At 70.2% G+C, this 24,112-nt stretch carries 22 protein-coding genes; 13 read left to right on the forward strand and 9 right to left on the reverse strand.

The genetic code is table 11. The features are described 5' to 3' along the window. Window positions 1-164 precede the first annotated feature (164 nt). Window positions 165-1,265 carry a class I SAM-dependent methyltransferase gene (locus CG723_RS05785; protein ID WP_100592139.1) on the forward strand — a complete coding sequence of 367 codons (1,101 nt, stop codon included), beginning with the start codon at window positions 165-167 and terminating at the stop codon, window positions 1,263-1,265. A 36-nt stretch (window positions 1,266-1,301) separates the two neighbouring features. On the opposite strand, the gene CG723_RS05790 is transcribed toward CG723_RS05785, so the two are convergent. After that, window positions 1,302-2,504 (reverse strand): bifunctional adenosylcobinamide kinase/adenosylcobinamide-phosphate guanylyltransferase, encoded by a 1,203-nt coding sequence (locus tag CG723_RS05790; protein WP_100592140.1) that lies wholly within the window; start codon window positions 2,502-2,504, stop codon window positions 1,302-1,304. A gap of 100 nt (window positions 2,505-2,604) precedes the next feature. Between CG723_RS05790 and CG723_RS05795 the strand changes: the two genes are divergently transcribed. After that, entirely contained in the window at window positions 2,605-2,823 is a 219-nt protein-coding gene (locus tag CG723_RS05795; RefSeq protein ID WP_100592141.1) for a hypothetical protein, read from the forward strand. Between the two features lie 90 nt (window positions 2,824-2,913). On the opposite strand, the gene CG723_RS05800 is transcribed toward CG723_RS05795, so the two are convergent. From CG723_RS05800 to CG723_RS05810, 3 genes are all read right to left on the reverse strand, one after another. Then, a complete protein-coding gene (locus CG723_RS05800; protein ID WP_442802530.1) occupies window positions 2,914-3,957 on the reverse strand; it encodes a S1C family serine protease in 1,044 nt (347 codons plus the stop codon). Window positions 3,958-4,137: 180 nt separating this feature from the next. After that, a complete protein-coding gene (locus CG723_RS05805) occupies window positions 4,138-4,845 on the reverse strand; it encodes a class I SAM-dependent methyltransferase (RefSeq protein WP_100592143.1) in 708 nt (235 codons plus the stop codon). A gap of 83 nt (window positions 4,846-4,928) precedes the next feature. Further along, on the reverse strand, window positions 4,929-5,555 hold the full coding sequence (locus tag CG723_RS05810; RefSeq protein ID WP_199841665.1) for a DUF3043 domain-containing protein: 627 nt from the start codon (window positions 5,553-5,555) through the stop codon (window positions 4,929-4,931). A 270-nt stretch (window positions 5,556-5,825) separates the two neighbouring features. On the opposite strand from CG723_RS05810, the gene CG723_RS05815 reads away from it, so the two are divergent. The 5 genes from CG723_RS05815 (at window position 5,826) to CG723_RS05835 (ending at window position 12,304) form a co-directional block, all read left to right on the forward strand. After that, the gene (locus CG723_RS05815) at window positions 5,826-6,629 is read left to right on the forward strand and encodes a PspA/IM30 family protein (protein WP_100592145.1); all 804 of its coding nucleotides are present in this window, start codon (window positions 5,826-5,828) and stop codon (window positions 6,627-6,629) included. A gap of 21 nt (window positions 6,630-6,650) precedes the next feature. Then, window positions 6,651-6,929, forward strand: coding sequence for a PspA-associated protein PspAA (gene pspAA / locus CG723_RS05820; protein ID WP_100592146.1), 279 nt, complete (start codon window positions 6,651-6,653; stop codon window positions 6,927-6,929). Window positions 6,930-7,017: 88 nt separating this feature from the next. After that, entirely contained in the window at window positions 7,018-8,250 is a 1,233-nt protein-coding gene (locus CG723_RS05825) for a sensor histidine kinase (RefSeq protein ID WP_442802524.1), read from the forward strand. Next, entirely contained in the window at window positions 8,247-8,945 is a 699-nt protein-coding gene (locus CG723_RS05830; protein WP_100592148.1) for a response regulator, read from the forward strand. The genes CG723_RS05825 and CG723_RS05830 overlap by 4 nt, the downstream gene beginning before the upstream one ends. A 203-nt stretch (window positions 8,946-9,148) precedes the next feature. Continuing rightward, complete coding sequence (locus CG723_RS05835; RefSeq protein ID WP_100592149.1) at window positions 9,149-12,304, forward strand: efflux RND transporter permease subunit; 3,156 nt, start codon at window positions 9,149-9,151, stop codon at window positions 12,302-12,304. A gap of 80 nt (window positions 12,305-12,384) precedes the next feature. On the opposite strand, the gene nadA is transcribed toward CG723_RS05835, so the two are convergent. Next, window positions 12,385-13,587, reverse strand: coding sequence for a quinolinate synthase NadA (gene nadA, locus CG723_RS05840; RefSeq protein ID WP_100592150.1), 1,203 nt, complete (start codon window positions 13,585-13,587; stop codon window positions 12,385-12,387). 279 nt (window positions 13,588-13,866) lie between these two features. Between nadA and CG723_RS05845 the strand changes: the two genes are divergently transcribed. After that, window positions 13,867-14,223, forward strand: coding sequence for an iron-sulfur cluster assembly accessory protein (locus CG723_RS05845; RefSeq protein ID WP_100592151.1), 357 nt, complete (start codon window positions 13,867-13,869; stop codon window positions 14,221-14,223). Window positions 14,224-14,295: 72 nt separating this feature from the next. Here CG723_RS05845 and CG723_RS05850 read toward each other — a convergent pair whose 3' ends face one another. Together CG723_RS05850 and CG723_RS05855 are read right to left on the reverse strand one after the other, a co-directional pair. Continuing rightward, the gene (locus CG723_RS05850) at window positions 14,296-15,777 is read right to left on the reverse strand and encodes a hypothetical protein (RefSeq protein ID WP_100592152.1); all 1,482 of its coding nucleotides are present in this window, start codon (window positions 15,775-15,777) and stop codon (window positions 14,296-14,298) included. 117 nt (window positions 15,778-15,894) lie between these two features. Continuing rightward, the gene (locus CG723_RS05855) at window positions 15,895-16,107 is read right to left on the reverse strand and encodes a hypothetical protein (protein ID WP_100592153.1); all 213 of its coding nucleotides are present in this window, start codon (window positions 16,105-16,107) and stop codon (window positions 15,895-15,897) included. A gap of 133 nt (window positions 16,108-16,240) precedes the next feature. Between CG723_RS05855 and CG723_RS05860 the strand changes: the two genes are divergently transcribed. Further along, a complete protein-coding gene (locus CG723_RS05860; protein ID WP_100592154.1) occupies window positions 16,241-17,215 on the forward strand; it encodes a carbohydrate kinase family protein in 975 nt (324 codons plus the stop codon). Window positions 17,216-17,220: 5 nt separating this feature from the next. Here CG723_RS05860 and CG723_RS05865 read toward each other — a convergent pair whose 3' ends face one another. Further along, window positions 17,221-18,609 carry a cysteine desulfurase/sulfurtransferase TusA family protein gene (locus CG723_RS05865; RefSeq protein ID WP_100592155.1) on the reverse strand — a complete coding sequence of 463 codons (1,389 nt, stop codon included), beginning with the start codon at window positions 18,607-18,609 and terminating at the stop codon, window positions 17,221-17,223. 362 nt (window positions 18,610-18,971) lie between these two features. On the opposite strand from CG723_RS05865, the gene ctaC reads away from it, so the two are divergent. The 4 genes from ctaC to CG723_RS05885 all read left to right on the forward strand — a co-directional run bounded on the left by ctaC (window position 18,972) and on the right by CG723_RS05885 (window position 23,453). Beyond that, window positions 18,972-19,931, forward strand: coding sequence for an aa3-type cytochrome oxidase subunit II (ctaC, locus tag CG723_RS05870; protein ID WP_100592156.1), 960 nt, complete (start codon window positions 18,972-18,974; stop codon window positions 19,929-19,931). Then, window positions 19,928-21,664 carry an aa3-type cytochrome oxidase subunit I gene (ctaD, locus tag CG723_RS05875; RefSeq protein ID WP_100592157.1) on the forward strand — a complete coding sequence of 579 codons (1,737 nt, stop codon included), beginning with the start codon at window positions 19,928-19,930 and terminating at the stop codon, window positions 21,662-21,664. The genes ctaC and ctaD overlap by 4 nt, the downstream gene beginning before the upstream one ends. After that, window positions 21,661-22,059, forward strand: a complete 399-nt coding sequence (locus tag CG723_RS05880; protein WP_100592158.1) for a cytochrome c oxidase subunit 4 — start codon at window positions 21,661-21,663, stop codon at window positions 22,057-22,059. Before ctaD ends, CG723_RS05880 begins: the two co-directional genes overlap by 4 nt. Window positions 22,060-22,193: 134 nt before the next feature. After that, a complete protein-coding gene (locus CG723_RS05885) occupies window positions 22,194-23,453 on the forward strand; it encodes a L,D-transpeptidase (RefSeq protein ID WP_100592159.1) in 1,260 nt (419 codons plus the stop codon). An 80-nt stretch (window positions 23,454-23,533) separates the two neighbouring features. Here the strand turns inward: CG723_RS05885 and CG723_RS05890 are convergent, their stop codons facing one another. After that, window positions 23,534-23,935, reverse strand: coding sequence for a hypothetical protein (locus CG723_RS05890; protein WP_100592160.1), 402 nt, complete (start codon window positions 23,933-23,935; stop codon window positions 23,534-23,536). Between the last annotated feature and the right edge of the window lie 177 nt (window positions 23,936-24,112).

The following is a 24,112-nucleotide window of genomic DNA, read 5'->3' on the forward strand; positions in this document are numbered from 1 at the left end:
GTTCCCCGACGCGGCGCATGACGTGGTGTTACGCCATGCGATGCATCGCATCCGCAGCGTCATTGCGGGTCTCTCCGTGATCCTTTACGTTCCAGGATGCCCCGGATTGTCGTATCGCCCCAGGGTGGTGTGGCGCCCCTCGGACCGTCCCACAGGAGTTCGTGATGACCCCCACGACCGAGGCCGTCGCCGAGCGGCGGCCCGCCTATCTCACCGAACTCGCCCAGGGCACCGACCGGTTCCACGAGCCGCGCAGGACCGACTGCCCCTGGTGCGGCTCCAGCCGGCTGCGCACCCGGCTGCGGACCACCGACCTCCTCCAGCACAAGCCCGGCAGCTTCGTCGTCGACCAGTGCCGCGCCTGCTCGCACTCCTTCCAGAACCCGCGCCTGACCCCCGAGGGACTGGCCTTCTACTACCGGGACTTCTACGACGGGCTCAACGCCGGCCACTCCGCCAGACTCCTGAAGGCCCAGCACTCGGCGCGGCACTCGGCCCGCCGTCACCGCGCCGCAGCCCGCACCCTGCTGGCCCTCATCGAGCCGGAGAGCTGGCTGGACGTCGCCACCGGGCAGGGCCACTTCCCGGCGGCCGCCAAGGAGGTCCACCCGTACACCGCCTTCGACGGGCTCGACGCCGGAGCCGCCGTCGAGGAGGGCCGCAGGGCCGGCCGCGTCGAGGAGGCCCACCGCGGCACCCTCACCGAACTCGCCCCCGCCCTCGCGGGACGCTACGACGCGCTGAGCATGTTCCACTACCTGGAGCACGCCACAGACCCGCGCGACGAACTCAAGGCCGCCCGCACCGTCCTGCGCCCCGGTGGCCACCTCCTCATCGAGGTCCCCGACCCCGAGAGCCGCTACGCGAAGCTGCTCGGCAAGTGGTGGGTGTCGTACTTCCAGCCCCAGCACCTGCACCTCATCCCGATGGACAACCTCCGCCGCGAGCTGGAGCGCCTCGGCTACACCGTCGTCGCGACCGACCGCCGCGAGGCGCACGTCCCGCTCGACCTCACGGCCGGGCTCGCCCTGTTCCTCGGCCACTGGCTGCCGAGTGCCGACGCCCCCTGGCGCAGCAAGGCCCCGACCCCGCTCCAGCGCGGGATCCGCACGGCCCTGACGTACGCCGCCGTGCCCCTCGTCGCCGCGGCCTACGCGGCGGACCAACTGCTCGCCCCGCTCGCGGGCCGCACCCGCTTCTCCAACGCCTACCGGATCGTCGCCCGCAAGAACACCACAGGGCCCGGCAGGGACCCGCGGCCCTGACCGAACCCTGCCCGAACCACGACCGATCGCCCCGCGTCAGCCGCGCAGCACCAGCACCTGCCCGGCCACCACGAGCAGTACCTGTTCGCACTCGGCTGCGAACGCCGTGTTCAGGCGCCCCAGTTCGTCCCGGTAGCGGCGGCCCGACGCCGTGGCCGGGACGATCCCGGAACCCACCTCGTTCGACACGGCGACCACCGTGCGACGGGTGTTCCGCACGGCCTCCGTCAGCGCCGCGACCTTCTCCCGCAGCGCCCGCTCCCCGCCGCCCGCCCACTCCGCGTCGTCCCAGGCCTGCACCTCGTCCATGGCGTACGTCAGCCACAGCGACAGGCAGTCGATGAGCAGCGGAGGTCCGTCCTGCGCGAGGAGCGGCACGAGGTCGCAGGTCTCCGTCGTGTTCCAGGAGCCCGGGCGCCGCTCACGGTGCAGCGCCACCCGCTGCGACCACTCGGTGTCCCCGCCCCGCGTGCCGCCCGTCGCCACGTACAGCACGCCCGGGAACGCCTCCAGGCGCCGCTCGGCCTCGACCGACTTCCCCGACCTGGCCCCGCCGAGGACCAGCGTCCTGCGCGGCACGTCCGGCACGTCCTCGTACGCCCCCACGACGAGCGTCGTCCCGTCCGGCACGGCCCGCGCGCCCGCCGCCGCGAGACGGCGCGTCAGCTCGGGCCCCGGCGGCACGTCGTGGTCGATGTGGACCGCGAGCACATCGGTCGTCGCGCCGATCGCGCCCACGGCCCGCAGCCTCGCCGCCGCGTCGGGGCGGTCCACGATGTCGGCGAGCACCATCTCGTACGGCCGCTCGGCCTCCTCGAAGCCCGCGGGCGCCGCGCCCGGCGGCAGGTACAGCAGCCGCTCGCCGTCCGGTCCGGTCACCTCGTAGCCCGTCCCCGGCGAGTCCGTCGGCAGGGCCCGCACCCGGTGCCCGGTCAGCAGCGCCAGCTCGCTCCCGTCCGGCACCCGGACCGGTGACACGAGCCCCGCAGGCACCTCGACGGGGGGCCCGTCGTGCGGATGCGAGAGCAGCACCTGCCGTACACCGCTGAGGCTGTGCCCCGAGCGGGCGGCGGCGAACGCCGCCCCCGGCGTGAGGTCGAGCAGCAGCGTGCCGTCGATCAGGAGCGCGGTCGCGGCACGCGCGCCAACCGGCCCGAGGGCGGTGGCGCAGGCCGCGCAGGGGCAGTCCGGGCGGGGCAGTCCGGTGGGGGCGCCGGTGCCGAGCAGAGTGAGTTCCACGGGAAGATCCTCCCGCGCCACCGCGAGTGGCGCTCGCCCGGCTAGGCTTCCGGGCAGTAGTGAGACTGTGAGCTGGTCCGTTGACTCCCTGGAGGCTGACATGGCGGCGTGGACGTGGAGGTTCGAGAAGTCGGACGGGACGGAGGTCCAGCCGGCGGTGCAGCCCGAGGAGTTCACGACTCAGGGCGACGCGGAGTCGTGGATCGGCGAGTACTGGAAGGCCCTCGCGGAAGGCGGCGCCGACCAGGTCACCCTCTTCGAGGACGACGCGGTGATCTACGGCCCGATGGGCCTGCACGCGGAGGACGCGCCGGCGTAGGTCCGCAGCTCCTTTTGCAACGCCGAGAAGGGCGGCGACCCGCACGGGTCGCCGCCCTTCTGTCTTCCGCCGTGTCCCGACAGGTCCGTCCTACATCTCGCCGAGCGTGACCTCGGCCGTCATAGCGGCCCCGTTCCTCAGGTACGCGACCGAGACCTTGTCGCCGGGCTTGTCGGCGGCGAGTTCCTCCGCGAGCGACACCATCGTGTTGACGTCTGTGTCGCCGACCTGGGTGATGACGTCCCCGGACTGGATCCCGGCCTTCTGCGCGGCCCCGCCGTCGTCGACGTCCACGACGGCGACCCCGTCCGGCTGGTAGGAGCTGCCGAGCACCGTACGGCCCGTGATGCCGAGCGCGGCCCGCCCCGAGTCCGTGACCTTGCCCTTCTTGATGACCTGGTCGGCGACCGTCGAGACCATGGACGAGGGGATCGCGAACCCGATGCCGGGCGCCGCGCCGCCGCTCATGTTGGGGTCCGTCGCGGCGAGCGTCGGGATGCCGACGACCTGCCCGTCGAGATTGACGAGGGCGCCGCCGCTGTTGCCCGGGTTGATCGCCGCGGACGTCTGCACCATGTTCCCGATGGTGGCGCCGGTCCCGCCGGCCTCGCGGTTCTCGCTGACGGTCCGCCCGGTCGCCGAGACGATGCCCTGGGTGACGCTGGAGGAGAGGCCGAGCGGCGAGCCCATCGCCAGGGTGATCTGGCCGACCTCGACCTTGGACGAGTCCGCGAACCTCGCCGGCTTGAGCCCCTCGGCCACCTTGTCCAGCTTGATGACGGCGAGGTCCTGCTCGGGGTAGGCGTAGACGAGCGTCGCGGTCAGCTCGGTCTCGCTGTTGGACGTGGTCACCTTGAACGTCTTCTCGTCGCCGACCACGTGCGCGTTGGTGACGACGTGGCCCTTGTCGTCGTAGACGATCCCGGAGCCCTGCTCGGACGAGGCCTGGATCTGGACGACGGACGGCAGGACGTCCTTGATCACCTTCTGGTAGTCGGCCTGCAGAGCGTTGCCGGAGGCGAGCGCGGCCTGCTCCGTGGTGGCGGACGGCTTCGTCGACGGGTCGGACGGGCCGGCGGAGTCGTCCCCGGAGCAGCCGCCGACCAGGGCCAGCGAGCAGACGACGGCGGTCAGCGGCAGCGCGAGCCGCAGAACGCGGGCACGCCCGCTACGAGTGGGACGGGCACGCGTACGGGAACCGGAAAGAGAGCGGGCACGGGAACGGGCACGGAAAGGATCCATGCCCGGATTGTCACCGTCGTCCCGTTGTTCCTGCCTGCGGTGGGCCGCCGAACAGGGGGCGCGACGGGGCCGTCAGCCGCGCACACCGCACAGGTGCAGCAGCGCCGCCACCCGGCGGTACGGCTCCGTGCGGCCCGCCCGCTCCTCCGCCGCGAGCAGCGTGTGGAACTCGCCGGGCGGCGGCACGGGCACGTCGTCCCCCGCCGTGTCCGTGAAGACCCGCACCCCGTACCAGGCGTGCAGCGGAGCCCCGATCCCGGCCAGCGTGGCGGTCAGCGCGCCGAGCCGGTCGGCCCGCACGTCGAGCCCGAGCCGGTTGCGGTACGAGGCCGTGTCGAAGGAGCCGAGCGCCGCCTGCCAGTCCCCGGCGAGGCCGGGCCGCATGGCGAGCGCGTCACCGTTGCGCACGAGGAGCGAGAGCAGGCCACCGGGGGCCAGCATCCGCGCCAGGCCCGCGAGCAGCGCGTCGGGGTCCTCTACGTACATCAGGACCCCGTGGCACAGCACCACGTCGAAGCTGCCGGGCAGGAAGTGCACCCCGGTCTCCCGGCCGTCGCCCTCCACGAGGCGTACCCGGCCGCGGATGCCCTCGGGCTCCCCGGCGAGCGCGGCCCGTGCCGCGGCCACCATCTCGGGATCCTGCTCGACCCCGGTCACCTGATGTCCGGCACGGGCGAGGCGCAGGGCCTGCGTGCCCTGGCCCATGCCGACGTCGAGCACCCGCAGCCGCTGCCCCACGGGGTAACGCGCGGCGAGCTGCTCGTCGAGCTGCCGTGCCACGAGCTCTTGGCGTACGGCGTTGCGCAGACCGTCGAGCTTGCCGAGCCAGGACGCCGCGGCGCCGCCGGAGAAGGCCTCCGTGGTCAGGGCCGCTCCCCGCGCTTGACCTGGGGCTTGGGCAGACGGAGCCGGCGCATCTGGAGCGTGCGCATCAGGGCGTACGCGACGGCGCCCTTCTTCGGCTCGTTCGGGAACTTCTCGGCCAGGCGCTTCTTCAGGCGGAACGCGGTGACGACCGAGTCGAGCACGATCAGCACGATCACGATGAGCCAGAGCAGCAGCGCGATGTTCTGCAGGCTGGAGATCCGGACCATGGTCATCACGAGGATGACCACCGCCAGGGGCAGGAAGAACTCGGCGATGCAGAAGCGCGAGTCGACGAAGTCGCGCGCGAACTTTCGCACCGGACCCTTGTCGCGGGCGGGAAGGTAACGCTCGTCACCGCTGGCGAGCGCCTGGCGCTGCCTCTCCATCGCGGTGCGGCGCTCTTCGCGCTGCCGCTTCGACGCCTCCTTGCGGGTCGTCGGCGTATTGGCCACGCTGCGGCGCTGGGTCTGGGCCTGGCTGCGCTTGGGCGTGGGGCGGCCCTTGGGGGCCTGCGGGTCACGGGGCTGCGTGGAGTCGGTCACCGGCGCCTTGGCGGCCTGGGCCTTCTCGTCCTTGGATCGGCTACGGAACACAAAACCCAAGGGTACGGGGTGCGGGCGCATGGACCAGAGGCGAGTGGGGAACGATCCGGCAACACCCTGCGTCAGTGTTGCTGAGCGTTCCCGGCAGCTGCACCGTGTGCCCGTCGATCCGGCCCCCAGGGGGACACCTACTCCCTGCGCCGGAGCGGGACCGTACGCAGTCGTCCTTGGGGATGAGCGCATCCGCGCCTGAACAGTGCGGTAATAGAGGCAGGACCCGTACTGTGGGTTCTGTCGCAGTGCTGGTGCTGGACGTCTGCTGGATCTGTCAGAAGGGGGCGCGCGAAGCCCATGAGCGGTGTCATGAAGCGTATGGGGATGATCTTCCGCGCGAAGGCGAACAAGGCCCTTGACCGGGCCGAGGACCCGCGCGAGACCCTCGATTACTCGTACCAGAAACAGCTGGAGCTGCTCCAGAAGGTGCGCCGCGGTGTCGCCGACGTGGCGACGTCGCGCAAGCGCCTGGAGCTGCAGCTCAACCAGCTCCAGAACCAGTCGTCCAAGCTGGAGGACCAGGGCCGCAAGGCGCTCGCGCTCGGCCGCGAGGACCTGGCCCGCGAGGCGCTCTCGCGCCGGGCCGCCCTCCAGCAGCAGGTCACCGACCTGGAGACGCAGCACCAGACCCTCCAGGGCGAGGAGGAGAAGCTCACCCTCGCGGCGCAGCGCCTCCAGGCCAAGGTCGACGCCTTCCGTACGAAGAAGGAGACGATCAAGGCGACCTACACGGCGGCCCAGGCGCAGACCCGGATCGGCGAGGCCTTCTCCGGCATCTCCGAGGAGATGGGCGACGTGGGCATGGCCATCCAGCGTGCCGAGGACAAGACGGCGCAGCTCCAGGCCCGGGCCGGCGCGATCGACGAACTGCTTGCCTCCGGCGCCCTCGACGACCAGTCCGGCCTCGCCAAGGACGACATCCAGAGCGAGCTGGACCGCCTCTCCGGTGGTACGGATGTAGAGCTGGAACTCCAGCGGATGAAGGCCGAGCTGTCGGGCGGTTCCTCCTCCTCGCAGCAGGCCATCGAGGGCGGGCAGGGCCAGGGCCAGCAGTCGCCGACCCAGACGCCGCAGGACACCCCGCGCTTCGACAAGCAGTAGTCCCACGCCGAGGAGGGCGTCATGATCGTACGGATCATGGGGGAGGGGCAGGTGGAGCTGGCCGACAGCCACTTCACCGAGCTCAACAAGCTCGACAACGAGCTCCTGGCCGAGATGGAGAACGGGGACGGTCCCGCTTTCCGCCGCACGCTCAACGCCCTGCTCGAAACGGTCCGCTCTCTCGGCACCCCTCTGCCCGACGCGTCCCTGGAACCCTCGGAACTCATCCTTCCGTCCCCGGACGCGACCCTGGAAGAGGTCCGGGAGATGCTGAGCGACGACGGTCTGATCCCTGGCTGAGCCGTCACGGGCGGTACGCGGCCTGCCGCGCGCACCGCATCTGGACGGGCGTGCCACGCACGGACGAGGGGGCGATACCGTGACGCCGGTGACCCCCTTCGTACGCTGGGCCAGGACTCACCCCCGGGCCATGGACGCGGCCCTCGCGGCGGCGGTGCTGCTCTGCATGATCGCCGCCTCCTTCGCCGATCCGAACGGCGGCGGCGACGGCACCCCCACCTGGGGCACCCGCAGTCCCCAGCTCCTCAGCGTCGTCTTCATGGTCCTCGGCGCGGCCGCACTCGTTCTTCGGCGCCGCGCCCCCATGGCGGTCCTCGCGGCCACCTCCGCCGTCACCCTCGCCGAACTCATCACCGGCGACCCGCGCGCACCCGTCTCGATGAGCGCCGTCGTCGCGCTCTACACCGTCGCCGCCACCACCGACCGCCCCACCACCTGGCGCGTCGGCCTCGCCACCATGACCGTCCTCACCGGCGCCGCCATGCTGGCGGGCCCCCTGCCCTGGTACTCGCAGGAGAACATCGGCGTCTTCGCCTGGACCGGCATGGCCGCCGCGGCCGGTGACGCCGTGCGCAGCCGGCGCGCGTTCGTCGACGCGATCCGCGAGCGGGCCGAGCGGGCCGAGCGCACACGGGAGGAGGAGGCCCGGCGCCGCGTCGCCGAGGAGCGCCTGCGCATCGCCCGCGACCTGCACGACGTCGTCGCGCACCACATCGCCCTGGTCAACGTCCAGGCGGGCGTCGCCTCGCACGTCATGGACAAGCGCCCCGACCAGGCCAAGGAGGCCCTCTCGCACGTGCGCGAGGCGAGCCGCTCCGCGCTCAACGAACTCCGCGCCACCGTCGGCCTGTTGAGGCAGTCCGGCGACCCCGAGGCCCCGACCGAACCGGCGCCGGGACTCGACCGCCTCGAAGACCTCGTCGGCACGTTCCGCAACGCGGGCCTGCCCGTCGAGGTCACCTGCTCCGACCGCGCCACCGGCCTGCCGGCCGCCGTCGACCTGGCCGCCTACCGCATCGTCCAAGAGGCCCTCACCAATGTGCAGAAGCACGCGGGCGCCGAGGCCAAGGCCGAGGTCAGCGTCGTGCGCGTAGGCCCGAACATCGAGGTCACGATCCTCGACAACGGCCCCGGCACCGCGCAGCCCTCGCCCGACAGCGGCGGCCACGGCCTGCTCGGCATGCGCGAGCGCGTCGCCGCGGTCGGCGGCAGTCTGTCGGTCGGACCGCGGTACGGGGGCGGGTTCCGCGTCCATGCGATCCTGCCCGTCCAGGCCCACGCCACCGCGGGCCGCGCCACGGACACGAGGGACGCTGGATGACCATTCGGGTACTGCTCGCCGACGACCAGGCCCTGCTGCGCAGCGCCTTCCGCGTCCTCGTGGACTCCGAACCCGACATGCTCGTCGTCGGCGAGGCGTCCGACGGTGCGGAGGCCGTCCGCCTCGCCAAGTCCGAGAAGGCCGACGTCGTCCTGATGGACATCCGGATGCCCGGTACCGACGGACTCGCAGCGACCCGACTGATCAGCGCCGACCCCGAACTGGCGCACGTACGCGTCGTGATGCTCACGACCTTCGAGGTGGACGAGTACGTCGTCCAGTCGCTGCGCGCGGGCGCCTCCGGCTTCCTCGGCAAGGGCGCCGAACCCGAGGAACTGCTCGGGGCGGTGCGGATCGCCGCCGCGGGCGAGGCGCTCCTGTCGCCCGTCGCGACCAAGGGCCTGATCGCCAAGTTCCTCGCGCAGGGCGAGGGGTACGGCGACTGGGAGGACGGCGCGCGCCCCGGCGGCGCCCACGGCGAACGCCTCGCCGCGCTCACCACCCGCGAGCGCGAGGTCCTCGTCCAGGTCGCCGGCGGCCACTCGAACGACGAGATCGCGGAGCGCCTCCAGGTCAGCCCCCTCACGGTCAAAACCCATGTGAACCGCGCCATGGCCAAGCTCGGCGCCCGGGACCGTGCCCAACTCGTCGTAATCGCGTACGAATCGGGCCTGGTCCGTCCAAGGGTGGAGTGAGCCGGGGCCTCCGCGTACTACGGGCGCAGTATGCGGCGCATAAGAACGGGACCTGGGAGCGACGGAACCGCCCTCCGGCATGACTGAGGGTGTAGGGGGCCCCGCGCATGTCTGCCGACGTACCGCGTTCTCAGGATGCACAAGCGTCCCCCGGACGCCCGGGGCCCCTCCTGCCGCGCTCGCCACAGAGAGAGACCCACACCATGTCCTGGCTGTCGAGATTCAGCCTCGCTCAACGGGCCCTGATCGGGCTGATGTCGATCATCGCGATCGTCTTCGGCGCCATCGCGATCCCTCAGCTCAAGCAGCAGCTGCTGCCCTCCATCGAACTGCCCATGGTGTCCGTCCTGGCCCCGTACCAGGGCGCGTCTCCCGACGTGGTCGAGAAGCAGGTCATCGAGCCGCTCGAGTCGACCATCGACGCGGTCGACGGCATCACCGGCATCACCTCCACGGCGAGCGAGGGCAACGCCGTGATCATGGCCCAGTTCGACTACGGCAACGGCTCCAAGCAGCTCGTCGCCGACGTCCAGCAGGCCGTGAACCGGGCCCGCGCCCAGCTCCCCGACGACGTCGACCCGCAGGTCGTCGCGGGCTCCACGGACGACATACCGACCGTGGTCCTCGCCGTCACGTCCGACAAGGACCAGCAGGCGCTCGCCGACCAGCTCGACAAGACCGTCGTCCCGTCCCTCAAGGACATCGACGGCGTCGGCCAGGTCACCGTCGACGGTGTGCGCGACCTCCAGGTCACCGTCACCCCCGACGACAAGAAGCTCGCCGCGGCCGGCGTCAGCCAGGCCGCGCTCGGCCAGTCCCTCCAGGCGGGCGGCGCGACCCTGCCCGCCGGCTCCTTCGACGAGGGCGGCAGCAACCGCACCGTCCAGGTCGGCGGCGGTTTCACCTCCCTGAAGCAGATCCAGGACCTGATGGTCACCGGCGAGGGCGTCAGGAAGCCCGTACGCCTCGGTGACGTCGCCAAGGTCGCGCAACAGCCCGCCAAGGCCGACTCGATCACCCGCACCGACGGCAAGCCCAGCCTTGCGGTCATGGTCACCATGGACCACGACGGCAGTGCGGTCGCCATCTCCGACGCGGTCAAGGACAAGCTCCCCGACCTGCGCAAGGACCTCGGCACCGGTGCGAAGCTCACGGTCGTCAGCGACCAGGGCCCGGCCGTCTCCAAGTCCATCGACGGCCTGACCACGGAGGGCGCGCTCGGCCTGCTCTTCGCGGTCCTCGTCATCCTCGTCTTCCTGGCGTCGATCCGCTCGACCCTGGTCACCGCGGTCTCGATCCCGCTCTCGGTCGTCCTGGCCCTGATCGTGCTCTGGACCCGCGACCTCTCGCTCAACATGCTCACGCTCGGTGCGCTGACCATCGCGATCGGCCGCGTCGTGGACGACTCCATCGTCGTCCTGGAGAACATCAAGCGGCACCTCGGCTACGGCGAGGAGCGCCAGGAGGCGATCCTCAAGGCGGTCCGCGAGGTCGCGGGCGCCGTCACGTCGTCCACCCTGACCACCGTCGCCGTCTTCCTGCCCATCGGTCTGGTGGGCGGCATGGTCGGCGAGCTGTTCGGCTCGTTCTCCCTGACGGTCACGGCGGCCCTGCTGGCCTCGCTGATCGTCTCGCTCACCGTCGTGCCGGTCCTGTCGTACTGGTTCCTGCGCCCGCCCAAGGCGATCAAGGGTGTCGACCCGGAGGAGGCGCGCCGCAAGGCGGAGGAGAAGGAGGCGCGTTCCTGGCTCCAGCGGATCTACGTCCCCGTCCTGCGCTTCGCGACCCGTCGCCGCCTCACCAGCGTCCTCATCGCGGTCGTGGTCCTGGTCGGCACGTTCGGCATGGCCCCCATGCTGAAGACGAACTTCTTCGACCAGGGCGAGCAGGAAGTCCTGTCCATCAAGCAGGAGCTGAAGCCGGGCACCAGCCTGGCGGCGACCGACGCCGCGGCGAAGAAGGTCGAGAAGCTGCTCGACGGCGTCGACTCGGTCAAGGACTACCAGGTCACCATCGGCTCGTCCGGCTTCATGGCGGCCTTCGGCGGCGGTACTGACACCAACCAGGCGTCGTACCAGGTGACGCTGAAGGGCAAGGCGTCGTACGAGAAGACCCAGGACCGCATCGAGAAGGGTCTCGGGGAGCTCTCCGGGATCGGCCGGACCACCATCGCGGCCGGTGACGGCTTCGGCAGCCAGGACCTCAGCGTCGTGGTGAAGGCGGCCGACGGCCAGGTCCTGCGCAAGGCGGCCGACGAGGTCCGCGCCGAGGTCGCCGAGCTCGACGACGTCACGGACGTCACCAGCGACCTGTCGCAGTCGGTCCCGCGCATCTCGGTCAGGGCCAACTCCAAGGCAGCGGCGTCCGGGTTCAACGACACCACGCTCGGCGCGGCCGTCGGCCAGGCCGTGCGCGGCACCACCAGCGGCAAGGCGATCCTCGACGACACCGAGCGCGACGTCGTCGTGAAGTCGGCGAAGCCCGCCACCACCATGGCCGAGCTCAAGAAGCTCCCGATGGGTCCCGGCGGTCTGAAGCTCGGCGACATCGCCACGGTGAAGCTGGTCGACGGGCCGGTCTCCATGACCCGGATCGACGGCGCCCGCGCCGCGACGATCACGGCCAAGCCGACCGGTGACAACACGGGCGCGGTCAGCGCCGACCTACAGACGAAGATCAAGGCACTGAAGCTGCCCGCGGGCGCGACGGCCACGATCGGCGGCGTCACGTCCGACCAGGACGACGCGTTCAAGAACCTCGGCCTCGCCATGCTGGCCGCGATCGCGATCGTGTTCATGCTCCTGGTCGCCACGTTCCGCTCGCTGGCCCAGCCGCTGATCCTGCTGGTCTCGATCCCGTTCGCGGCGACCGGCGCGATCGGCCTGCTCATCGCCACCGGCACCCCGATGGGTGTCCCGGCGATGATCGGCATGCTGATGCTCATCGGCATCGTGGTCACCAACGCGATCGTCCTGATCGACCTGATCAACCAGTACCGCAAGGAGGGCTACGGCACGATCGAGGCGGTCATCGAGGGCGGCCGCCACCGTCTGCGCCCGATCCTCATGACGGCCCTGGCGACGATCTTCGCCCTGCTCCCGATGGCGCTCGGCGTCACCGGCGAGGGCGGCTTCATCGCCCAGCCGCTCGCGGTCGTGGTGATCGGCGGCCTGATCACGTCGACGCTTCTGACGCTCCTCCTCGTCCCGACGCTCTACGCGATGCTGGAGCTCCGCAAGGAGCGGCGCCGCAAGAAGCGCGAGGCGAAGCGGGCGCAGAAGGCCGGCGTGCCGGCCGAGCAGGAGGCCGCGCAGGCCTCGGAGGCTGAGTCCGGCGAGCCGGAGCCGGCCCAGGTCTGACGCACCCGGCACAACGCCCGGAGCCCGGGTCCCACCGTCAAGTGGGACCCGGGCTCCGGGCTTTCTCGCGCTGGTGGTGCCTACGGCAGCGCCAGCATCCGCTCCAGCGCCTGCTTGGCGAACTGCTCCGTCTCGCGGTCGACCTCGATCCGGTTGACCAGGTTGCCCTCGGCCAGCGACTCCAGGGTCCACACCAGGTGCGGCAGGTCGATGCGGTTCATCGTCGAGCAGAAGCAGACCGTCTTGTCGAGGAAGACGATCTCCTTGTCGGGGTGCGCGTTGGCGAGGCGCCGCACCAGGTTGAGCTCGGTGCCGATCGCCCACTTCGACCCGGCGGGGGCCGCGTCGAGCGCCTTGATGATGTACTCCGTCGAGCCGACCTCGTCCGCCGCGGCGACGACCTCGTGCTTGCACTCGGGGTGCACCAGGACCCGTACGCCGGGGATCCGCTCGCGGACGTCGTCGACCGAGTCGATCGAGAAGCGCCCGTGCACCGAGCAGTGCCCGCGCCACAGGATCATCTTCGCGTTCCGCAGCTCCTCGGCGGTCAGGCCGCCGTTCGGCTTGTGCGGGTTGTACAGGACGCAGTCCTCCAGGGACATGCCCATGTCCCGTACGGCCGTGTTGCGGCCCAGGTGCTGGTCCGGCAGGAACAGCACCTTTGTTGAATTGGGCTCGCCCTGCTCGAATGCCCAGTCCAGCGCCCTCTTCGCGTTCGACGAGGTGCAGATGGTGCCGCCGTGCTTGCCGGTGAACGCCTTGATGTCCGCCGAGGAGTTCATGTAGGAGACCGGCACGACCTGATCGGCGATGCCGGCCTCGGTCAGCACGTCCCAGCACTCGGCGACCTGCTCGGCGGTGGCCATGTCGGCCATGGAGCACCCGGCGGCCAGGTCGGGCAGGACCACCTTCTGGTCGTCGCCGGTGAGGATGTCGGCGGACTCGGCCATGAAGTGCACACCGCAGAAGACGATGTACTCGGCCTCCGGCCGGGCGGCCGCGTCGCGGGCGAGCTTGAAGGAGTCGCCGGTGACGTCCGCGAACTGGATGACCTCGTCGCGCTGGTAGTGGTGGCCGAGCACGAAGACCTTGTCCCCGAGCCTCTCCTTGGCCGCGCGGGCGCGCTCCACCAGGTCCGGGTCGGACGGGGAGGGCAGGTCTCCAGGGCACTCCACGCCGCGCTCGCTGCGCGGGTCGGCCTCGCGGCCGAGCAGCAGGAGAGCCAGCGGAGTCGGCTGAACATCCAGGTCAACGGTGGTCTGGGCCGTGGTCACGTCACGCACCCTTTCTTGTTATGACATTCGTGCGGCGAGGCTTCTCGTCGAAATGACGCTATCTATCATAACTGCTTCACGTCAGAATGACGATGGCCATCGTGTCGATGTGACGCAATCCGCGTGGACCGGCCCGTGCCCGTCCCGCGCCGGGTGTGCGAGCATGAAAGGGCAAGGAAGCCGAACTCGCCGAGAGGCGAAACACGAGCGCCAGGGCCGGAATGAAACCGCGGCCCCGCCGGTTGGAACGTCGGCAAGCAGTCTCCGTACAACCCTGGAGAGAAGCAGATGTCCGTATCGGACGAGACCACCACCGTGAGCGACGGCATCCTCCTGTCCGACGCCGCCGCGGCCAAGGTCAAGGCCCTCCTTGACCAGGAAGGGCGCGACGACCTGGCGCTGCGCGTCGCCGTACAGCCCGGAGGCTGCTCCGGCCTGCGTTACCAGCTCTTCTTCGACGAGCGCTCCCTCGACGGGGACGTCGTGAAGGACTTCGGTGGCGTCAAGGTCGTCACCGACCGCATGAGCGCCCCGTACCTGGGCGGCGCCTCCGTCGACTTCGTCGACACCATCGAGAAGCAGGGCTTCACGATCGACAACCCGAACGCCACGGGCTCCTGCGCCTGCGGCGACTCGTTCAGCTGAGCCTGAACCCGTACACACGCGAAGCGGCGGTTCCCCCTCGAGGGGGAACCGCCGCTTCGCGTTTCGGCGACGTCAGCTCTGCGGCGCCGGCTCGTGTCCCTGCCTGCCGTCCGCGTGCGGCACCGCCTTGTCGTTCGAGTCCACGACCTTCCGGCCGTCGAGCGGCTCGTCCAGCGTCACCGGCAGCGTGTAGAACTTCGCCATCGCGACGCAGACCGTGCCCTTCTTCCGCGTCTCCGTGACCTTCAGGGCGACCTTGCCGTCCTGCTCCGTCGCCGAGGCCGTGTAGGTGCTGCACACGCCGCCCGTGAAGTGCGCCGTCAGCGTCCGCCCGTCCCCGGTGTAGCCGTCGGGGCGCACATCGCGGGTGTCGGTCCCCGGGTCACCGGGCTGCACGCTCGGCCGCGGGCTCGGCTTGCCGGTCGGCCCCTGCGCTTGCGGCGCCGTCAGGAACTTCGGGTCCACCGCGGGATGCGTCACCGTGAAGGCCGCCTGCCCGCCCTGCGGCTTCACCTGGAACAGCCACGACGGTACGAGGATCTGCCGCCCCTGCGTGAACTGCGCCGCGAGCCCGAACGTCGCGCCCGTGACATGGACGGGCTCCGCCGCGGGCAGCTTCGTCGGCGCCTTGCACGGCGCCTCGTCCCGCTCCTGCACCGGCACCGGGCTCGCACAGCCGCCGATACCGACGCGACCGGCCCCGACAGCCGTGGAGTTGAGCAGGTCGAGCGTCTTCTGCGCGCTGATCACGGGATACGTGTCGCCCTTGGCCGGCTTCTTCAACTGGCCGCTGCCGCCCACCACTTGACCGTCCGAGCCGACCTGGACGCCCGTGGTCCAGCCGTACGTGGGCAGGTCGCCCACGCGGGGCTCCGCGTTCACCACCCGTATCGCGCCCATCAGTTGGCGCGCGTCGAGCTTCGCGTCGTCCTGGCCGAGCGCCTTGAGGACCGGAGCGGCCGCCTTCTTCGCGGCGTCCTCACTCACGGCGTCCTTGGTGCTGCCGTTCCCCGGCGCCTCGGTGCACTTGGTGGGGCTCGCGCACTTGTGGCCCGCGGACGGTGCGTAGCGCGCATACGTCCATGCGCCGGGGGCTCGCTCGGTCACCTGGAGCGAGGGACCCGAGCCGTCCTTGGCCGGGCCCACCTTCCAGGCGCCGTTCTCCAGGCGCGGGGTGCCCTGCGCGTCCAGCGTCCTGGCAAGTTCTGCGACATCGGCCGCGGTCACCTTGCCCTCGGTCCGGTAGACGGGGGCGTCGCCGGGCCCCGTGGGGAGCTTGCCGTCGGCCCGGTAGCGGGTGCCGTTCGGGTCGGGCTCGCCCGGCGCGATCCCCGAGGTGGAGCCCGTACCGCCCTCCCGGTATCCGTCCAGGGCGAGCGGTGGGGGAGCGGAGCCGTCGCCCGCTGCCGGGGAGCCGCCACGGCCGTCGCCGTCGGCCGAGGTCGCCGCGAAATACGCGCCACCGCCACCGACGAGGAGTACCGCTGCCGCGACCGAGGCGACGGCCAGCGGAGACCGCCCCCGGTGTCGATCCTGCGTCTGCTCGGTGCTCACTGCATCGCTCCTTTGCCGCGTCGTACGCCGTATCCCCTTTACGGGGGACAGCGATGGGACGCGGCGGGGGAGTGTGTGGTTCCCTCCTCGCTCCCCAGGGCCCGCACCGGCCCGCCTCTAGTCCCCGTATTCGGACATCGAGTCGATGAGCCGCGCGGACTTGGAGGGCACGACGACGCCGTGGGGGAGGGAGGGGGCGACGGGAGTCTGCTTCTCCTTGGCGGGGGCCGTCCAGTGCGGGGCCATTCGGGCGCAGTCGCCGCGCAGGGACGCGAGGCCGCCTTCGAGGTCGAGCGGCGCGGACGCGGTGCGGACCTTGAGGTTCGTCATAAAGGAACGCTATGCAGGTCCGGCCCCGCGAAGAAAGCCCTACTATCGGGTAATTTTGCCGCTTCAGTCGGACGGACGCGACCCGGTAGCGTAAAGCGTCAACCCCCTCCGCTCAGGAAGACGTGACCACGCCGTGCGTATCGCAGTCACCGGTTCCATCGCCACCGACCACCTCATGACCTTCCCCGGCCGCTTCGCCGACCAGCTGGTCGCGGATCAGCTGCACACGGTCTCCCTCTCCTTCCTCGTCGACAACCTCGACGTCCGCCGGGGCGGTGTCGGCGCGAACATCGCGTTCGGCATGGGGCAGCTCGGCACGGACCCGATCCTGGTCGGCGCCGCGGGCTCCGACTTCGACGAGTACCGCGCCTGGCTCGACCGGCACGGCGTGGACACCGCCTCCGTGCGCATCTCCGAGGTCCTGCACACGGCCCGCTTCGTCTGCACCACGGACGTCGACCACAACCAGATCGGCTCCTTCTACACGGGCGCCATGAGCGAGGCCCGCCTCATCGAGCTGCAGTCCGTCGCCGAGCGCGTCGGCGGCCTCGACCTGGTCCTGATCGGCGCGGACGACCCGGAGGGCATGCTCCGTCACACGGAGGAGTGCCGCTCGCGCTCCATCCCGTTCGCCGCGGACTTCTCGCAGCAGATCGCCCGGATGAACGGCGACGAGATCCGCACGCTCCTGGACGGCGCCACGTACCTCTTCTCGAACGAGTACGAGAAGGGCCTCATCGAGAGCAAGACCGGCTGGACCGACGAGGAGATCCTCGGCAAGGTCGGCCACCGCGTCACGACTCTCGGCTCGCGCGGCGTCCGTATCGAGGGTGTCGGCGAGGACCCGATCGAGGTCGGTTGCGCCGAGGAGGAGGCCAAGGTCGACCCGACCGGCGTCGGCGACGCGTTCCGCGCGGGCTTCCTGTCCGGCCTGGCCTGGGGCGTCGGCCATGAGCGCGCCGCCCAGGTCGGCTGCATGCTCGCCACACTGGTCATCGAGACCCTCGGCACGCAGGAGTACCAGCTGCGCCGCGGCCACTTCATGGACCGCTTCACCAAGGCGTACGGCCACGAGGCCGCGGCCGAGGTCAAGGAGTACCTGAAGTAGTCCCGTCAGGAGAGCCGGCGGACCACAAAGGCGGCACCGCGCTCCGCCGGCTCCTCCCCGACGTACTGCTGGCTCCGCATCTCGCACCACGCCGGGATGTCGAGCCGCGCCGCCTCGTCGTCGGCGAGCACGGTCACCGTCCCGCCCACCGGGACGTCCCCGATCACCTTCGCCAGTTCGATGACGGGGATCGGGCACCGCTTCCCGAGCGCGTCCACCACGAGCGAGGGCGCACTCGCCGGCGCGGGGGCGGGCGCGGTCACGGCCGTCGCCCCGAGCCGCTCCCGTACCGAAGCGACCGTCCCCGGCAGCACCTCGAGGAACCGCTCGACGTCGCCCTCGGCCGTCCTGAGCGGCAGCGACACCCGTACGTTCCCCTCGCTCAGCACCCCCATCGCCTTGAGCACATGGCTCGGCGTCAGCGTGCTGCTCGTGCACGACGATCCGGACGAAACAGAAAAACCGGCCCGGTCCAGCTCGTGCAGCAGAGTCTCGCCGTCGACATAGAGACAGGAGAAGGTGACTACGTGGGGCAGCCGCCGCACCGGGTCGCCCACCACCTCGACATCGGGCACGAGCCCCGGGACACGCGCCCGGATCCGCTCCGTCAACTCCCGCAGCCGCGCGTCCTCCGCCGCCGCCTCGGCCCGCACCGCCCGCAGTGAGGCCGCCGCCGCCACGACGGCCGGAATGTTCTCGAAGCCGGCCGCCCGCCCCGACTCCCGTTCGTCCGCCGGGCCTTGGGGTGCGAACCGCACCCCCTTGCGCACGACGAGCAGTCCGACGCCCGCCGGGCCGCCCCACTTGTGCGCACTGCCCGCGAGCAGCGACCAGTCGCCCTCGACCCGACCCCACGCCAGCGACTGCGCCGCGTCCACGAGCAGCGGCACCCCGGCGGCCCGGCACGCCGCGGCGACCTCGGCCACCGGCTGCACCGTCCCCACCTCGTGGTTGGCGGACTGGAGGCAGGCGAGCGCCGTGTCCTGCCTGAGCGCTTCGGCGTACGCGGCGGGGGAGACGGAACCGGCCCGGTCCACGCCCACCTCGGTCACCGAACCTCCGTCCGCCTCCAGCGCGGCAGCCGAATGGAGTACTGAGGAGTGCTCGACCGCGGAAACCACCAGGTGCCGGCCGGCACGCCGACGTCCCGCGAGCGCGCCGGAGATCCCGGAGTGCACCGCACGCGTCCCCGAAGGGGTGAAAACAAGCTCGTCCGGGCGGCAGCCCACGGCATCGGCGGCGGCCTCACGGGCGGCGTCGAGCAGCAGCCGGGCCCGCCTCCCCTCGCGGTAGAGCCGGGCGGGGTCGGCCCACCCCTCGTCGAGCGAGGCGAGCAGCGCCTGCCGGGCAACGGGGTGCAGGGGAGCGGAGGAGGCAGCGTCGAAGTAGGACACACCGCAACGGTAAAGCCCCGGGTGAGCGTGGCCTCCCGCAAGGGGTGAGGGGAGGGGGTGACCGGCCACCCGGAGCGCGCCCCCGCCGGGCCACCCGCGCCCGTCACCCGCCGGACCACCCGCGCCCGTCACCCGCCGGGCATCCCCCCGATCCCCCGTCAGATCCCCCCGGAACAGCAAGTTCCACCCCTTCTGAGTGACCCGCGGCGCGTTAGGCACCCTCCCCGCGCGACCCCAAATAGCGTCCAGTAGGGTTTGGTCCGCATAAACATCCAAACCCCTGCCCGTGTGCCAGGGCGGCGAGCGACCAGCGAGACGGCCGTAGCCAACCAGCGCGGGCGAGACTCTCGGGAAGGCGCTACGTGAGTCCCAACGGCTCCGACCGCTCGTCGCGGCGCCCGATGCGGCGGAAGCTGCCGCAGGTGCTGACTGCGGGCCTGATCCTGGTAACCGCTACTGGTTGCACATACAAGGACTTTCCTCGTCTTGGTATGCCGACCCCGGTTACGGAAGAAGGTCCCAGGATCCTCTCCCTCTGGCAGGGCTCGTGGGCGGCAGCGCTCGCCACGGGCGTCCTTGTCTGGGGCCTGATCCTGTGGAGCATCATCTTCCACCGGCGCAGCCGCACCAAGATCGAGGTACCAACGCAGACGCGGTACAACATGCCGCTCGAGGCGCTGTACACGGTGGTACCGCTCATCATCGTCTCGGTCCTCTTCTACTTCACGGCGCGAGACGAGACGAAGCTCCTCAGCCTCGACGACAAGCCGGCCCACACCATCAACGTGGTCGGCTATCAGTGGAGCTGGGGCTTCAACTATGTCGAGAACGTGCCCGGCTCCACGGGTGACGCGAAGACCTCGAAGGAACTGGCCGGCATTCCGGACCGCTTCATCAAGGACTTCCCGGCGAACGCCGGCGGCGTCTACGAGGCCGGTACGCCGGCGTCGGTGAACCCGCAGACGAAGAACCCCGGCCCCACCCTCTGGCTCCCCAAGGGCGAGAAGGTCCGGTTCGTCCTCACCTCGCGCGACGTCATCCATGACTTCTGGGTGGTGCCGTTCCTGATGAAGCAGGACGTCATTCCCGGCCACACCAACGCCTTCGAGGTGACTCCCAACCGGGAGGGCACCTTCCTGGGCAAGTGCGCCGAGCTCTGCGGCGTCGACCACTCGCGCATGCTGTTCAACGTGAAGGTCGTCTCTCCTGAGCGCTACCAGCAGCACCTCAAGGACCTCGTGAAGAAGGGGCAGACCGGTTACATCCCGTCCGGCATCGCGCAGACGAGCCACGAGAAGAACCGGGAGACGAACAACCTGTGAGCATCCTCAACGAACCTCAGGGTGCCGCCGCAGCTGACGACTCGTACGAGAACGAGTTGCCGGTCAGGCGCAAGCAGCCGGGGAATGTCGTCGTCAAGTGGCTGACCACCACTGACCACAAGACGATCGGCACGCTCTACCTGGTCACGTCGTTCGCGTTCTTCTGCATCGGCGGAGTCATGGCGCTCTTCATGCGCGCCGAACTCGCTCGTCCCGGCAACCAGATCATGTCGAACGAGCAGTTCAACCAGGCGTTCACGATGCACGGCACGATCATGCTGCTGATGTTCGCGACGCCGCTGTTCGCCGGTTTCACGAACTGGATCATGCCGCTGCAGATCGGCGCGCCCGACGTGGCGTTCCCGCGGCTGAACATGTTCGCCTACTGGCTCTACCTGTTCGGCTCGACCATCGCCGTCGGCGGTTTCCTCACCCCGCAGGGTGCGGCCGACTTCGGCTGGTTCGCCTACTCCCCGCTGTCGGACGCGGTCCGCAGCCCGGGCATCGGCGCCGACATGTGGATCATGGGTCTGGCCTTCTCCGGCTTCGGCACCATCCTCGGCGCGGTCAACTTCATCACCACGATCATCTGCATGCGCGCTCCCGGCATGACGATGTTCCGCATGCCGATCTTCGTATGGAACGTGCTGCTGACCGCCGTCCTGGTCCTGCTCGCCTTCCCGGTCCTGGCCGCCGCGCTGTTCGCCCTGGAGGCGGATCGTAAGTTCGGTGCGCATGTGTTCGACGCCAGTAATGGCGGCGCCTTGCTATGGCAACACCTCTTCTGGTTCTTCGGACACCCAGAGGTGTACATCATCGCGTTGCCATTCTTCGGAATCATTTCCGAAGTGATCCCGGTGTTCTCGAGGAAGCCGATGTTCGGCTACTCGGGCCTGATCGGCGCGACCATTGCGATCGCGGGTCTCTCCGTGACCGTGTGGGCGCACCACATGTACGTCACCGGCGGCGTGCTGTTGCCGTTCTTCTCCTTCATGACGTTCCTCATCGCCGTACCGACAGGCGTGAAGTTCTTCAACTGGATCGGCACGATGTGGAAGGGCTCACTGTCCTTCGAGACACCGATGCTCTGGACGATCGGCTTCCTGATCACCTTCGTCTTCGGTGGTCTGACCGGCGTCATCCTGGCGGCCCCGCCGCTGGACTTCCACGTCTCGGACTCGTACTTCGTCGTCGCGCACTTCCACTACGTCGTCTTCGGCACCGTGGTGTTCGCGATGTTCGCCGGATTCCACTTCTGGTGGCCGAAGTTCACGGGCAAGATGCTCGACGAGCGGCTCGGCAAGATCACGTTCTGGACGCTGTTCATCGGCTTCCACGGCACGTTCCTGGTGCAGCACTGGCTGGGCGTCGAGGGCATGCCGCGTCGTTACGCGGACTACCTCGCGGCCGACGGCTTCACCGCGCTGAACACGATCTCGACGATCTCCTCGTTCCTGCTCGGTCTGTCGATCCTGCCGTTCTTCTACAACGTGTGGAAGACAGCCAAGTACGGCAAGAAGGTCGAGGTCGACGACCCGTGGGGCTACGGCCGTTCGCTCGAATGGGCGACGTCCTGCCCGCCGCCGCGGCACAACTTCCTCACCCTGCCGCGCATTCGCAGTGAATCGCCGGCGTTCGACCTGCACCACCCGGAGATCGCCGCGATGGACCAGCTCCAGAACGGCGGCCACGGGGGCAAGGCTCTCTCTGGTGGCAAGGAGGCCGGCAAGTGAAGGTCCAAGGCAAGATGTTCATCTGGCTGAGCGTCTTCGTGCTCGCCATGGCGATCGTCTACGGCGTGTGGTCGAAGGAGCCCGCCGGAACCACGGCGCTCTTCCTGTCCTTCGGCCTGTGCATCATGGTCGGCTACTACCTGGCCTTCACGGCCCGGCGGCTCGACACGGGTGCGCAGGACAACAAGGAGGCCGATGTCGCGGACGACGCCGGTGAGGTGGGCTTCTTCAGCCCGCACAGCTGGCAGCCGCTGGCTCTGGCCATCGGCGGTGCGCTCGGCTTCATGGGCGTCATCTTCGGCTGGTGGCTGATGTACTTCTCGGCCCCGATCATCGGGATCGGCCTGTGGGGCTGGGTCTTCGAGTACTACCGCGGCGAGAACCGGACCCAGTAGGGCCCGGACGGCGCCGAAAGGGCCCGGGCACTCCGTCAGGAGTGTCCGGGCCCTTTCCCGTGCCCCGCCCCGGCCGTGCCTCGGACGGCCCAATCGACGCGCCGCGAGCGGCGAGGGTTCATACCGTGTTGCTCATGAACAACTCACCGAGAATTCGCATGGTAATGGGCTGCACTCTGCTGGTGACCGCACTCGGTGCGAGCGTCACGGGCTGCAGCGGCTCCAGTCACCCGCTCTCCGCCAAGCCGTACGACGCGGCGGGCGAGATCGGCTTCAGCGGGGAGTCCGGGAGCAAGAAGGCCGACCCGGACAAGCCCATAGAGATCACCTCGGAGGGCGACGAGGCACGCATAACCGATGTCACGGCCACCGACGAGATAGGCCGCTATGTCGTGGGCGAACTGTCCGCCGACGGCAGCAGGTGGCACAGCACCGCCCCGCTCGCCGCCGACGCCCACTACACGGTGCACGTGAGCACCGAGGACGACGAGGGCGCGCCCGGCCGCAAGGTCCTCACCTTCGACACGGGCCACCCGGACAAGAAGAAGTCCCTCAAGGTCACCTTCGGCCCCGAGGCCGGCAAGTACGGCGTCGGACAGCCCGTCACCGCCGAACTCAGCGCCGCCGTCAAGGACAAGGCCGCACGGGCCGTCGTCGAGCGGGCCCTGAAGGTCGACTCGGAGCCCGCCGTGGCGGGCTCCTGGACGTGGGTGGACGACAAGACGCTGCACTTCCGCCCCGAGGAGTACTGGCCCGCAGGGGCCACCGTGGAAGCGCACAGCACCCTCGACGGCATAAAGATCGGCGACCGCCTCTGGGGCGGCGCCTCCAAGCCGCTTCGCCTCACCATCGGCGACCGAATAGAGGCCGTGACCGACGCCGGCTCTCACCAGATGACGGTCTACCGCAACGGCCGAGTGATCAACACCATCCCCGTCACCACCGGCAAGCCCGGCTTCGAGACCCGCAACGGCGTCAAGGTCGTACTCGGCAAGGAACGCTTCGTACGGATGCGCAGCACCAGCATCGGCATCGCCGAGGGCTCGTCGGAGTCCTACGACATGCCCGTGTACTTCGCGACCCGGGTGACCTGGAGCGGCGAATACGTGCACGCCGCGCCCTGGTCCCAGGGCTCGCAGGGGTACGCCAACGTCAGCCACGGCTGCACCGGCATGAGCATGAGCAACGCCGAGTGGTTCTTCAACACCGTCCGCACCGGCGACGTCGTGAAGGTCATCAACAGCAACGGCGCGCAGATGGACCCGTTCGGCAACGGCTTCGGCGACTGGAACCTCAGCTGGAAGAACTGGGAGAAGGGCAGCGCCGTCCAGGCGGTCGCGGGGGACGGCGGCCGCAGCACGGTCCAGGCGGCCCGGCTGAGCCCCGAGGTGTGAGACTTCTGACTCCGGAACACACACGGACGGGGCGGCCCGCAGCAGCGCTGCGGGCCGCCCCGTCGGCGTACCGAAGCGCCCTACGCCTCCACGGCGCGCCGGGAGCGCAGCAGGGAGGCCAGTGCGCCCGCGAACTCCACCGGATCGACCGGCAGCGTCACGGCGGCCTCGGCGCGGCTCCAGGTGGCCAGCCAGGCGTCCTGCGGGCGGCCCATCAGGAGCAGCACCGGCGGGCAGTGGAAGATCTCGTCCTTGATCTGCCGGCAGACGCCCATGCCGCCCGCAGGAACGGCCTCGCCGTCCAGGACGCAGACGTCGATGCCGCCGCGGTCCAGCTCCTTGAGGACCGCCGGGAGCGTGGCGCACTCGACGAACTCGATCTCGGGGGCGTCGGCGGCGGGCCGGCGCCCGGTCGCGAGGCGGACCTGTTCGCGGGTGCTTGCGTTGTCGCTGTAGACCAGGACCGTCGCGGTCGACTGCATCGTTCCTCCGAGACTTCGGCGTCTTTGACTCATCGAGGTGGGGAAGCGTTGCGCGGAGCCTACTCCTCCCGACACCCCGTCAACACCGGTTCGGACACCGCCCCGATGGGCCATACGGGCTGGACACACCCCACAGACACTCCGAACGGCACCCCCCGGGGTGAGCGCGAGATAAGC

The organism is Streptomyces sp. CB01635 (assembly GCF_002803065.1).
Lineage (GTDB): Bacteria > Actinomycetota > Actinomycetes > Streptomycetales > Streptomycetaceae > Streptomyces.